Raw genomic sequence first — 13,270 nt, forward strand, 5'->3', positions numbered from 1 at the left:
GTTTAATGCCGCGCTTTTCACTCGCAAGCCATTCTGTATTTAACCATCCAGTAGCGATACAGATTTCAAAGAGATCCGCTGAACGGTAGCAGGATCTGCGCATCCGCGTATGAAATAGTTCTACCGGGAGAGGCTGTTAACCTCTTGTATTATTGTATCCAGAATATGATAGCGCTTCCGATACTCTGCGCGTTTTTTGCTGGGGATACTTTCAGGCGCTTTACGCATCACCTGTGATGGCAGATGATATAAGGCACCTTTCTTAACGCCGTTTAGCGACTCCCAGAATTCACTATAGCTGGCCACAAAAGTTTTTTTCTTCTGGAATAAGTACCTGAGTTGACGATAAACATGGTTGTTTTCACTTACCGCGTAAATCTCGTCGACATTACAGGCCTGCATCAATGTCGCAAATGCTTCATACAGCATCCGTTTAGGAAAGAGACCGTAACAATCTTTGGTGGCGTTACGTATGACTTGTGGGCCGACATGTTTACTGGGCCCTTGTAACCCGGCAACCAGCGCTATTTGCTTCCCTTCATGGCGGATAAAGGAAAATGATAAACGTGCCAACGGCGTATCATTGAAGCACAGCGTTAATGTCAGTTCACCTTCTCTGTCATAGCCACAGGGACCGCAGTAGATATCCACCAGAGCGCCGTTTTTTCCTTCCAGGTGAGCGAGTAAGATTTGTTCCTCGGACAGAAGGACCTTTTTAATTTTATTTTCCGGAAAGGACTGAACGAACTGATAGTGTTCCAGAATAGCCCTTGCCCGGCAACGTATGCTAAGTCCGGTATACAAATAGGGCCGCTGGATTTTTGCCGGCAACAGTGGACGATGAGTGATCAGCGTTCTGGGCTGAGACAGATGGCATAATTCATTGAAGTATTTAATTGTCGTTATGGGGTTAATAAGGCAACGTAATACAAATTTATAGCGAAACTTACGCTCTCCCCAGCGTTTATGGCGATAAGGCGTCTGCGCCATGACTTCTTTTAACATTAATAATGGATTATATCTTTCCATATCACTTTGCTGCATCGTCATACTACGTCCCTACTACTCGATAGACTTATAACCGAGACGGTAGCCTGATTGAGTTAAACGTAAAGGCAACGAAGAAGACCTGTACAGACGACGTTGTTAAACAGTTTATCAATGGCAGCAATAAAACGCCTGAACACGCTTTTTAATAGGTTTTCTGCTAATGAGTGGGATGAGTCCTGAACGTAGTATTAAAACGAATGCCGTGTTTATTATTTTAAATAATGTTTATACTCTAAATAATTCGAGTTGCAGGAAGGCGACAAGCGAGCGAATCCCCAGGAGCTTACTAAAGTAAGTGACTGGGAGGAGGGAACGCAGCCGCAGCACATGCAACTTGAAGTATGACGAGTATAAGCCAATATATTTATTTGGCTGCTATTGTGTAAGCCAGACAGCAAAGCGTCGTGATACGTTATTATGTAACCAGACGCAAAGGGGGTATTCACCTTATATCTAAATGCAAATCTATATGATAAATTTTATCATGTACTGTGTTGCTCTCTCTGGGAGAAAATATATGCAGCGTTCACTCGGTAGTCTGGCCGGTATGGCTACATCTGCTTTTGGCGCGGGGACTTCTGCTGCTATGCGGCAAGCTACCTCTCCCAAAACTATTCTGGAATATATCATCAACTTTTTTACCTGTGGTGGGGTACGTCGGAAAAATGAAGCACAATATCAGGAATTGATAGACACTATGGCTGATACATTGAAAAGTTCAATGCCTGACAGAGGTGCTCCGTTGCCAGAAAACATCATACTGGAGGATATGGATGGGTATCGTGTCGAATTTAATCTTCCTGGTGAGAATAACGAAGCTGAACAAGTTATTGTACGGGTCAGTAAAGGCGACAATTCTGAGACAAGAGAAATCCCGTTTGCCTCTTTTGAAAAAATATGCCGAGTTTTACTATTCAGATACGAATTTTCTCTCCCTCAGGATTCTGTAATGTTAACTGCCCAGGGAGGCATGAATCTTAAAGGCGCTGTCCTTACCGGAGCAAATCTGACGGCAGAAAATTTATGTGGCGCAGACCTAAGCGACGCAGATTTAGGGGGGGCAGTACTGTTTATGGCGGATTGTGACGGTGCAAATTTTAAGGGTGCAAATCTATCGGGAGCATCATTAGGCGACAGTAATTTAATGAACGCCTGTCTGGAAGATAGTATTATGTGTGGCGCTACCCTCGATCGCGCTAATCTTACTGGCGCCAATTTACAATACACAAGTCTGTTAGGCTGTAGCATGGTAGAATGTCTTTGCTCCGGTGCAAATATGGATCACGCTAATATTTCAGGCGCAACCCTTATACGTGCTGATATGAGCGGTGCGACATTACAGGGTGCTACTATAATGGCTGCTGATATGGAAGGCGCTATCTTAACCCGGGCAAACCTGCGAAAGGCGAGTTTCATTTCTACGAACCTGGACAGGGCTGATTTGGCTGAGGCTAATTTAAACAATACCTGTTTTAAAGATTGTACACTAACCCATTTGCGTACCGAAGACGCCAGAATGTCTACAAGTACACAAACACTCTTTAACGAATTTTATAGTGAAAATATTTAGCCCTTTTTGACGTGAATCTGAAATAAAAGCAATGTAAGAATGACAATCTGCTACTGAATAGTAGCCGAGAGTTAATTATTTACAGTATCTTTTATTATTACAGGAGTATGCGACGATCAAAATATCTGAATAACTATTTCTATTTTCTCAAGTAGAACTTCCAACTAAAGCGAATTGTTTGAAAAGGAAAACGTTATGCCTGGATGTATAAGTGCCTGTTCGTGCGTTGCCAGCCCGACGCCTCCCGATCCTAAGGCCCCCCCTAAGCCTAAGTGGATAGAGTTAAAAGGTTATTGTGTTACATGTACTAGTCAGGAGGATATTCGTCCACCTAAGGAGGGTGAACCAAAGCAAAAAATGACACCCAGTGAGTTAGTGCTGTTACGAGGTCTTTTAAAAGACCTGGGGGTAACACAACATCCCTGGCAAGACCCGACAGTAAAATCCACTAACTGTGGGTTGCCATATTTTCCAGTAGTTCCTGGAGAACGAGAAACCGATGTTTAATGGTTTTCAGTCTGCAAAGCGCCTGATAAATATTACCAGGCGCTTTGTATTTTGGCGCCAACATCACTTTCATCATCAAATATCGAATGACTACAATCGTATCCGATCCCACCATTACCCAGCGGGAAAGTCGCTGGCAAACTGTAAGAACGGTTCGCCGTCGGCAGGGAAGCGCCGGTGAACCCTGAACCGTGCTATACCATCTTACCAGGGTGTTTCTTGTCATTAACCCTTTGAAAAATAGTTTTATTTCTCTACTCCTATTTTGTAAAACCTCCGTTCAGTAGGCGCATTCTGCCCCCCTTCCCGGATTTACTGGCAAAGCGGAGCCCGGACAGAGAGTCATATTGCAAAATCCCGTTTCCGTTTTTTTATTACCAGATTTTTGTGGTCGAAAGATTGCCTTTTTCTTAATTGAATGATAATTATTATCATTAGCATATGATAATAATTACTATATAGACGTAACCTGGCAAGGATGTGAGCTTGAGGGCAACAGCGCTACTTTAGACATTATTTAGGGAATGGGTATGAGAGTTAAGAAGTTCATCTGGTTAATAACCGTGGTTTCTACAGGGGTTAATAGTCCATTATCAGCAGCAGAATCTACTGACGACAACGGCGAAACGATGGTGGTTGAATCCACCGCCGAGCAAGTATTAAAGCAACAGCCGGGCGTTTCGATTATTACTCGTGACGATATTCAAAAGAATCCTCCCGTTAACGATCTTGCCGATATTATTCGTAAGATGCCTGGGGTTAATCTTACCGGCAATAGCGCCTCGGGAACGCGCGGAAATAACCGACAAATTGATATTCGTGGTATGGGGCCGGAAAATACCTTAGTGCTGATTGACGGCGTGCCGGTGACGTCGCGAAATTCGGTTCGCTATAGCTGGCGCGGAGAACGCGACACCCGTGGCGATACAAACTGGGTACCGCCGGAGATGGTAGAACGTATTGAAGTGATCCGTGGGCCCGCCGCCGCGCGCTATGGCTCCGGTGCCGCAGGCGGGGTGGTGAATATCATCACCAAACGCCCCACTAATGACTGGCACGGCTCGCTGTCGCTCTATACCAACCAGCCGGAAAGCAGCAAAGAAGGTGACACCCGGCGGGGTAACTTTAGCCTTAGCGGCCCGTTGGCTGGAGATACGTTGACGATGCGCCTGTACGGTAATCTCAACAGAACCGATGCCGACAGCTGGGATATTAACTCCTCCGCCGGTACCAAGAATGCCGCTGGACGGGAGGGGGTCACCAATAAAGATATTAATAGCGTCTTCTCATGGAAAATGACCCCGCAGCAAATCCTTGATTTTGAAGCGGGATACAGTCGGCAGGGGAATATCTATGCCGGCGATACGCAAAACAGTACTTCAAACGCGGTTACCAAAAGTCTCGCGCAGTCCGGGCGGGAGACCAATCGCCTGTACCGGCAGAATTACGGTCTAACTCATAACGGCATCTGGGACTGGGGGCAAAGCCGCCTGGGGTTCTACTATGAAAAAACCGATAATACCCGCATGAATGAGGGGCTCTCCGGCGGCGGCGAGGGGCGTATTACCAACGACCAGACGTTCACCACTAACCGCCTGACCTCGTATCGCACCAGCGGCGAGGTGAATGTCCCGGTGATATGGCTATTTGAGCAAACGCTCACCGTCGGCGCGGAGTGGAACCGCGATGAGCTGAACGATCCTTCCTCTACCAGTCTGACGGTTAAGGATAGCAATATCGCCGGGATTTCCGGTTCGGCGGCTAACCGTAGCAGCAAAAATAAATCGGAAATCAGTGCGCTGTACGTTGAAGATAATATCGAACCCATGGCCGGTACCAATATTATTCCGGGTCTGCGTTTTGACTATTTGAGCGAATCCGGGAGTAATTTTAGTCCCAGTCTTAACCTTTCCCAGGAGTTAGGTGAATACGTCAAGGTGAAAGCCGGTATTGCCCGTGCCTTTAAGGCACCGAACTTGTATCAAACCAGTGAGGGGTATTTACTCTATTCGAAAGGCAACGGTTGTCCAAAAGATATTACGTCGGGCGGCTGTTACCTGGTCGGTAATAAGAACCTCGATCCTGAAATTAGCATTAATAAAGAGATTGGGCTGGAATTTACCGTAGACGATTACCACGCAAGCGTAACGTATTTCCGTAACGATTATCAGAATAAGATTGTCGCAGGTGATAAGATTATTGGCAGAAGCGCATCTGGCGCTTATGTATTGCAGTGGCAGAACGGCGGTAAGGCGCTGATTGAAGGTATTGAAGCCAGCATGGCTGTTCCGCTGATGCCGGACCGTCTGAACTGGAATACCAATGCGACTTATATGATCGCTTCTGAGCAAAAAGATACCGGCAATCCCTTATCGATAATCCCGAAATATACGGTGAATACCTTCCTCGACTGGACTATTACCAGCGCGCTCTCCGCTAACGTCAACTGGACGTTATACGGCAAGCAAAAACCGCGAACACATGCGGAGTCGCGTAGTGAAGAGACCAAAGGATTGTCCGGGAAAGCGCTGGGGGCTTACTCACTGGTCGGCGCTAACGTTAACTACGATATCAATAAGAACCTGCGTCTTAATGTCGGTATCAGCAATATCTTCGATAAACAGATCTATCGCTCCGCCGAAGGGGCAAATACCTATAACGAACCGGGTCGGGCTTATTATGCCGGTGTGACGGCCTCGTTTTGATGGATTATGCCCGTCGCTGGCGGGCATATTCTGGCGGCGGGTTAATGACAGCGTGGTTTTTGGCTTGCCGGTTCGCGACTGATATCCAGCAATGCACTGCGAAAAGAGGCGTTAAACATGGGCCCGTGGCCCAGGCCCGGGTAATGCTGCAGGGCCGCGTTAACGCCGTTGTTCTCAAGCGTTCTCACGGTCTCCTGAACTTTTTGCAGGAGCTCGGCCATCTGGCATTGCCTGCTATCCCCATTCGACGCTGAACCTTCCATTATAATGAGTTTTTTATGGCAGAACGGCGACGGCTTCACTGCCGTAAGGCGATTCAACAGGGCAAAGTTATCCCTGCTGAGTGACGGGCTGGCGCTGTAATAGATATGAAAGAAGGATGACGACAGCCAGGAGTCCAAAACGAACAGGCCGCCATAAGAATGTCCCCATACCCCGCGCCGTTCGGGGTTGATGGTTATTTCTTGTTCCACCTGCGGCGCGATATGTCTCTCCAGTAGCTGGCGGAACGCTGGCCCGCCGCCGGTTTTACGATGAAAACGCGGGTTATTTTCACTGCCATCGCGCTTGATTCCCGGTGCCGGCGTATAGTCATAAGCTCTGCCGTTAAGATCAAACGGCAGGTTAGTCTGATAGCCAATCGCCACAATCACCGGCGGCGAGTGGTCTGCCAGTTGTTTGAGCAGCGTCTCCGGCAGTCTGTCCATCACTGCGTTGCCGTCCAGCATATATAAGACAGGATAACCCGACGGCGGGGCGGCTTTGTTGGGAATAGCGGTCCATACCCGGTAATGTCTTGCGCCATCGGCAGATTGAAAGTCATTGACCCTAAAATGGTAATATCCCGAACCTTTATCAGCAATATTCGGCCCTAATGGCTGCATATCCGGCTGCGCATAACTCAGCGCGCTAAAACAAAAACTCACTAAAAATAGCGCCATGCGATAGCACTTGTTGTGATACTGGCGACCATACATCGGATGTGATTCCTTTTTGGCAGGTGAAGTTTTATCGGGGCAGTAGACGTAATCCGTCAATCAGCGCGCCGCGCCACCAGGCATAATCGTGACCGCCGGTGTACACGCTGCAATGGCTTTCAACGCCGGCGGCGCGCAATTTTTCATGCAACTGTTTGACCTGCGGGACCGTCGAACCTTCTAACGATCCCACGCACAGATGCGTACGTACGGCTGGCGAGGGCGCGGATAACACATGTTCGCTGACCCATGAGCGCTCTTCTGCGCTGAAATGGTCCGGGCGGTTGCGGTTGTCCGGCGTCCACCACATTGAGGGGGAGTGGCTCAGCACCAGGCCGAAGCTCTCTGGCGCGTGGCGGGCCGCCATCAGCGCGGTCACGCCGCCGAGGCTTTGCCCTGCCAGCACCGTTTGTGTACGGTCAGCCCACCGCCGTTCCGGGTATTTGGCGCGAAGGGTTGGCAGCAGGCGTTCGGCAATGTCGAGCACCAGCTCGCGGCGACCGCCGAGGATTGCGACGCGTTCACGCGCATTGATATTATCAACGCCGAGTACGGCCACCGGCGCGATGCGTCCGCTGCGGATGGCGGCGTCAATGGCGGCGCTTACCCCAAGATGGTCGAACCAGATCTCGCCATCCGTGAGTACCAGCAAGCCCAGCGGTTGTTCGACAGGAACGTCAGGAAGATACAGCCGCACACGGCGACGTTGTCCGGCGAGCCGATGCTCTGAGGTGAAAAGCTGCCCGGCGTAAGCGCGACAGCCTGACCACTCCTCCTGTGCCGGGGCATGATCCAACGCCAGAACGGACTCCTGCGCATTGCCCCGAACATTTATTCCCGGCGTGCTGTTCAGCGGGTCCGCCTTCCCGACAAGGGAGGCGAAACGGCTTCCAAGCTGCAACACCGTCTCGTCCGGGGTTTCCGGTGGTATTTCGACCATCGTATAGGAACCGCAGTAGGACGCCGGTAAGCGAAGTGTCAGATGCCAGATATCCGTTGTGGGCAGTTGCGTCATCATACCTTTCGCCACGTTATCTTTATCGGTGACACGGTTCAGGCGAACATAAACCCCCCGCAGAGGAGAGGCGGCACGCCACAGGAAGGTGACTTCCCGTTCATCGTCTGCGCCGTTAATGGCTGTCACCAGCGGCAGTGCGAGCGAGTTTGCTTCTCGCCAGAAGTGAGAAGCGTCAACCTGGCTTCCGGCGGCGAGTTGACGGCGAAGGCGCGTAGCGGTCTGTATAGCGACAGGAGCGACGGGCGGGCTCAGTCTCATTCTTTGTATTCCATCTCGTTTATATTTCGGTCAGTATCAATAGTTAAAGCGGCTGTTACAGGAACAGCCGCTTGCGGGCTTTCTTTTGCGTAAATCGTGGCGATAAAAACTATCCTACGACCTCTCCTTGCGTATCGCGTGTCTGGCCGACGCTGGCCCGCCACAGACGAGCATACAGGCCATGAGCCGCTATCAACTGCTCATGGCTGCCATATTCAGCGATACATCCTTTATCGATTACGACAATAACATCGCAGCGGCGAGCGGTGGTCAGTCGGTGCGCGACGATAAGCGCGATGCGTTTCTCGGTATGCGTCACTCCGGTAAGCGAGGTTATTAAGCGCTCCTCGGCGCTGCGGTCGATACGTGCTGTCGCCTCGTCGAGCAGCAGAATGTGCGCCTGTGCCAGTTGGGCGCGCGCGAGGGCAATCAACTGACGCTGGCCCGCGGACAGATCCGTGCCGCCGTTATTGACCGGAGTACGAAACCCCAGCGGCAGATGTTGCACAGTTTCAAAGAGTCCCGCCCGTCGCGCCGCGATCTCCACCTCCGTGTCGCTGCTGTCTGGCCGCGAATAGCGGATATTTTCGGCAATATCGCCGCTAAATAATGCGACATCCTGAGTGACCAGCCCCGTCTGGCGACGATAATCACTAAGCGACGCGGCATCAATTAGGCGCTCACCGACACGGATTTGCCCGCTGCCGGGAGAATAGAGCCCGGCCAGCAGCTTGATCAGCGTCGATTTGCCGGCGCCGCTACGTCCGACCACCGCGACTACCGTTCCTGGCGGAATGGTGAGCGAGAGATTATCAAGCACAGGTTGCGTTTTTTCGGGATAGCGGAATGTCAATGCCTCCAGACGTAGCGCGCCGCCAGTGCCAGGCGTTATGGAGGACGGTTCAATATTCTCCGTTTCCTCAGTCGCCAATAGCGCATTGATATGTTTGCCGCTGGCGGTCGCCTGCTGCCAGGAATCGACAATGCCTGACAACTGCTGTACCGGGCCATAAAATTGTCCCAGTAGCAGGAAGAACGCCGCCAGTATCCCGGGCGTCATTTCGCCTCCGGCGACCCGGGTCGCTCCGATTAAAAGCACGGCGGCATAGGCAGCCTCGGTGCAGAAGGTCAGGAACGGAAAATAAACGGCAAGGTATTTTTGCGCCCGCACGCGGGTGGCGCGGAAGTTGTCTGATAACGCCCGTAGCCTGGCGGCTTCCTGCTTCTGTTGGCCGTGTGACTGCACTACCCGCATACCGGAGACCTTTTCCTGAAGCGTACTGTTCACCTTACCAATTTCCAGCCGTGCCTGGGCGTAAGCAGGCGAGCTCAAACGGCGGTAAATCCACGTCGCCAGCATTACTACAGGTACGGCGCTTAATGCCGTTAACGCAAGAATGGGGTCAAGCCAGAACATTGCCGCGGCGATAGCGACCATCGTCACGATGCTGGTGGCCGCGCTGGCAAGACCGTTTTGCAGAAATCGGGCGAGTGAATCAACGTCGACGGTCATGCGAGTAAGACGCGAGTCGATGTGCTTCTCGTGCCAGGGAAGACTCAGGCGTAGCAGGTGGCTGAAGCTGCGTAAGCGTACCGTATGCTGTACCGACTCTGCCGCGCGGGCGGCGAAGATCGTTTGCAGCGCATAGCAGCACCAACCGATCGCTACCAGACACAGCGCGAGCAGGGCGCATATGCCAATAGTCGACATATCCCCTGCGGCAACGCCTGAGTCAATACCGCGCTGCAAAAGCACCAGCACGCCAACGCCTGCGGCGGAATCAAGCGCGATAAGCAGGGCGGCGATGACGAACATCCAGGCTACTGGCGTCAGCAGCGATGAGACTTGACGCCCGTGGCCTGCCAGCGCCATCTGTACGGCGCGTTCCGGAACGCGCGTCATCCGGTCGACAAAACCTTTTCCGGCGGTTGTCTGGCGCTCATGCGCGTCGTCGGATTTTACCGCCTGCGTTGTTGGCCATAGCGTACGTTGTTCTGCCGGGGCAAGGGCGAGAAAATCCCCCTCGCCGCTCATCAGCGAGCGAAACGTCGGACACCTTGCATCCAGCTCCGCCTGGGTACCGATATCCACGACGCGGCCTTTATCCAGCACGACGATCCGATCGGCTAACTGCAGTGTTGAACGGCGGCGTGCAATCACCAGCAGCATATGCTCATTATCGGCATAACGACCAAGAGCCGTGTTAATTTCCGCTTCAGTACCGGCATCGACCGCCGAGGTGGTGTCATCGAGAATCAGCAGTTCCGGCGCGGTAATCAGTGCCCGGGCTAGCGCAATACGCTGGCGTTGGCCGCCGGAGAGGTTGCTTCCGCGTTCGGTCAGTCGGGTGTTGAACCCCTGCGGTAGCGCATTGATGAACCCGCTGGCGCCTGCGGCATCGGCGGCGCGTCGAATGTCGTCCTGAGTCGCTTGCGGGTGCCCATAGGCGATGTTTTCCGCCACCGTACCGGCAAACAGAAACGCGTCTTCAAACACTACGCCAACGCGACGACGAAGCGCCGTCAGTTTCAGGTCGCGAATATTCTGTTGACCCGTAGTAGTGTTGAGCCACACCCCGCCGGAGGTAGGATCGTAAAAGCGCGCCAGCAACATCAGCAACGTTGATTTCCCGGAGCCGGAGGCGCCAACCACTGCCACGGTTTCACCGGCGTGAATGGAAAACGAGATCTCATTGAGGATACGGTTACCGTTGTCGTAGTGGAAACTCATCTTCTCCACGTCCAGCCCGATAATCTGACCTTCAACCGACTCAGTACCGTCTTCCATGCGAGAACGCGTGTCGATAAGCGCGAAGACGCGCTCCACCGACGCCTGTGTGCGCTGTGCGATAACCAAAAACGATGCCAGTACGCGGGTAGGACCGGTCAGCATAGCGAGAAAACTCGCGAACGCAACGAAGGTTCCCAGATCGATGCGCCCATTCATTACCGACCAGCCGCCATAGCACAGCAGGACGATTTGCCCTATCACCGGTAGCGCCAGCATGGTTGCGCCCGGCATCGCCTGCGAGATAGCGGCGCCGATGCGTACCCGCACCATCTGCCGCGACTGACCATCGAGCCAACGCGTTTCGCGCAACTCCGCCACGCAGGACTTCACCACTGAGATCTGTTCCAATACTTCGCGCATATGTTCCGTCATGTGCGCCAGCCGGTCTGAGGCAAGCCCCGTTTGCGCGAAAACACGGCGACGGGCGCGCAGGGCGGTAATGGCAAGGGCGGCCAGTACGCAAATCACGATAAGCGTCATGGATGGCGACATCCATAGCATCACCGCGATACCGGCCACATAGTAAGTGAGCACCGCCAGCGGCACCGGACACATCTGTAGCAAGGTGTGTACCTGTTGAAGATCGCTGTTGGTACGCGAAATGACCTGCCCGGTACGCAAGGCGTCCTGGCCTGCGCCGTCCAGTTTTTGAATACTGTCGAACGCACGGCTACGTAACGTATGCTGAACCCACAACGAGAGTTCTCCGGCATAGCCGCGGCGCACGTAATTCCCGATAAAATCAAAAAGGGCAATTAACAGCAGGCCGCAGGCAAGTAACGGCAGGTGGGTCGTATCGCCTGCTATCGCGTCATTGACGGCCTGACGCGTTATTAGCGGCGTCAGCGCAGCCAGTAAAATGGTCGATACTGATGCTACGATGACAATGATGCTCAGTGTTTTACGTTCCCAACACACGCGGGCAAGGCGAACTATCCAGGCACGAGCGGGCATGGGGGAATGAGTCGCGGGCATTAAGCCTCCTTATCGGTGAAAGATGAGATATGGCGACACACGCTGGGTTCAGCCGCCATATTGTCATTGCGCTGCCGCGGTTAGCCGTGTTGCAGCATGGCGATCAGTTTTTTTGCCACCTCGGTCGGGCAAGGCTGGGCCGCCATTTCCGCCGCGACCTCCTGCGACGCCTCGCGAAGCGCGCGATTACCGAGGAAGGTATTGATCATGCTGCTGGTAAGCCCGCTCTTACCGGGAATAATGCCGCATCCGCGCTCGACCACGGCGCGGGCATTGACGGGTCTGTCGGCACCCTGGCCAAAGACTATCTGCGGAATGCCGGCATGCAGCGCCGTCAGGGTGTTGCCTGCGCCGCCATGGTGGATAAAACCGTCGGCGCCGTTAAGGAAAACGCCCATCGGAAGCCAGTCGACCAGACGGACATTCGGCGGCAGTGAACGTAAATCCGAGCGGGCGTTTGCCGGAAGATGCAGGATGATTTCGGCATCTACTTCGCCGGCAGAATCCATTACCCAGGAAATCAGATCCAGGCCATCCACCATCGGTTTGACGGTGCCGAGGCTGACCAGAAGACGCTTGCGATCAGGTGTACGTTCCCACCATTCTTCCCAGACGGCGCCGCCGTTATACGGGACGTATTGCATGGAGATAACCGGCTCTCCGTCATTTTGCAGTATGCTCATGCTGGGCGGTGTGACGTCTATCCACGCCAGATCTCTTGGTGGCGCGCTGACCCCATGGCGGCGGTAGGCGTCAGAAAGTGATTTCGTCACGCCTTTGATGTGCCAGGGCGTATGACCGAAGCCGACGGTTTGCATCACTACCGGAATGTCATACTTAGCGGCAATCAGTGGTCCAACGACCCCAAGGGGAGGATAGACGATGAGATCTGGTCGCCACTGCCCGGCGAACGCGACCAGCGGGTCAGTCATCTCTTCGCTGAAGAATGAGAAGTTCCCCATTTTTGTTCCAATGTTATTTTCTTTTCGTAATGCCTCCTGACGGCGATAACCCGCTTCCGAATCGAAACCAGGCGCAGCGTCAAATACCACCAACCCAGCTTCGGCTGCTTTCTGTGCAAATTTTCCACCGCTTGCAATCAGCACTTCATGGCCATTAACACGAAACGCTTGCGCCAGGGACAGCACAGGGTATAGCAGTCCATACAGTGGTGGACCGACAAACAGAATACGCATGAGAAATCCTCTCTCTCCACGTCATAAATCTAACAAATTTTTAATGAGAATGATAATAATTACCAATATCATTTGTAAAATGCAATAACAAATACGACACTTGTTCATGTGATGATTTTTTGCGTAAAAATCGGGAAAGAGGAGAGCGTTAAGCGGTGAAGTTTGGTTTCAGACTTATTTACGCGCGTATGGTCGCGAAGGCAAAGCGCCAGGATTGGGGAAC

Annotated in this window: 8 protein-coding genes; 3 read left to right on the forward strand and 5 right to left on the reverse strand. The window is 52.5% G+C overall.

All coding sequences use genetic code 11. The annotated features are described in order from the left end of the window. Positions 1-120: 120 nt before the first annotated feature. Positions 121-1,050, reverse strand: a complete 930-nt coding sequence (locus tag NA986_RS09610; RefSeq protein WP_070793838.1) for a VirK family antimicrobial peptide resistance protein — start codon at positions 1,048-1,050, stop codon at positions 121-123. A 517-nt stretch (positions 1,051-1,567) separates the two neighbouring features. Here NA986_RS09610 and pipB2 point away from each other — a divergent pair. The 3 genes from pipB2 to NA986_RS09625 all read left to right on the forward strand — a co-directional run bounded on the left by pipB2 (position 1,568) and on the right by NA986_RS09625 (position 5,832). Then, the gene (pipB2, locus tag NA986_RS09615) at positions 1,568-2,620 is read left to right on the forward strand and encodes a type III secretion system effector PipB2 (protein ID WP_023216134.1); all 1,053 of its coding nucleotides are present in this window, start codon (positions 1,568-1,570) and stop codon (positions 2,618-2,620) included. A 174-nt stretch (positions 2,621-2,794) separates the two neighbouring features. Beyond that, a complete protein-coding gene (locus NA986_RS09620; RefSeq protein WP_077248411.1) occupies positions 2,795-3,127 on the forward strand; it encodes a hypothetical protein in 333 nt (110 codons plus the stop codon). Between the two features lie 530 nt (positions 3,128-3,657). Continuing rightward, entirely contained in the window at positions 3,658-5,832 is a 2,175-nt protein-coding gene (locus NA986_RS09625; protein WP_001747679.1) for a TonB-dependent siderophore receptor, read from the forward strand. 41 nt (positions 5,833-5,873) lie between these two features. On the opposite strand, the gene NA986_RS09630 is transcribed toward NA986_RS09625, so the two are convergent. From NA986_RS09630 to iroB, 4 genes are all read right to left on the reverse strand, one after another. After that, the gene (locus NA986_RS09630; RefSeq protein WP_023216136.1) at positions 5,874-6,809 is read right to left on the reverse strand and encodes an alpha/beta hydrolase; all 936 of its coding nucleotides are present in this window, start codon (positions 6,807-6,809) and stop codon (positions 5,874-5,876) included. Positions 6,810-6,840: 31 nt separating this feature from the next. Then, positions 6,841-8,085 (reverse strand): esterase family protein, encoded by a 1,245-nt coding sequence (locus tag NA986_RS09635; protein ID WP_023216137.1) that lies wholly within the window; start codon positions 8,083-8,085, stop codon positions 6,841-6,843. Between the two features lie 109 nt (positions 8,086-8,194). Further along, positions 8,195-11,851 (reverse strand): salmochelin/enterobactin export ABC transporter IroC, encoded by a 3,657-nt coding sequence (gene iroC, locus NA986_RS09640; RefSeq protein ID WP_070793839.1) that lies wholly within the window; start codon positions 11,849-11,851, stop codon positions 8,195-8,197. An 80-nt stretch (positions 11,852-11,931) separates the two neighbouring features. Next, positions 11,932-13,047, reverse strand: a complete 1,116-nt coding sequence (gene iroB / locus NA986_RS09645) for a salmochelin biosynthesis C-glycosyltransferase IroB (RefSeq protein ID WP_023216370.1) — start codon at positions 13,045-13,047, stop codon at positions 11,932-11,934. Between the last annotated feature and the right edge of the window lie 223 nt (positions 13,048-13,270).

It is taken from the genome of Salmonella sp. NW177 (assembly GCF_051811585.1).
Taxonomy (GTDB): domain Bacteria; phylum Pseudomonadota; class Gammaproteobacteria; order Enterobacterales; family Enterobacteriaceae; genus Salmonella; species Salmonella enterica.

Bases quoted from the DNA above. Each gene is read 5' to 3' on its own strand.
- NA986_RS09635 (WP_023216137.1), bottom strand. From the start codon at position 8,085: ATGAGACTGAGCCCGCCCGTCGCTCCTGTCGCTATACAGACCGCTACG.
- NA986_RS09625 (WP_001747679.1), top strand. From the start codon at position 3,658: ATGAGAGTTAAGAAGTTCATCTGGTTAATAACCGTGGTTTCTACAGGG.
- NA986_RS09630 (WP_023216136.1), bottom strand. From the start codon at position 6,809: ATGTATGGTCGCCAGTATCACAACAAGTGCTATCGCATGGCGCTATTT.
- iroB (WP_023216370.1), bottom strand. From the start codon at position 13,047: ATGCGTATTCTGTTTGTCGGTCCACCACTGTATGGACTGCTATACCCT.
- pipB2 (WP_023216134.1), top strand. From the start codon at position 1,568: ATGCAGCGTTCACTCGGTAGTCTGGCCGGTATGGCTACATCTGCTTTT.
- NA986_RS09610 (WP_070793838.1), bottom strand. From the start codon at position 1,050: ATGACGATGCAGCAAAGTGATATGGAAAGATATAATCCATTATTAATG.
- iroC (WP_070793839.1), bottom strand. From the start codon at position 11,851: ATGCCCGCGACTCATTCCCCCATGCCCGCTCGTGCCTGGATAGTTCGC.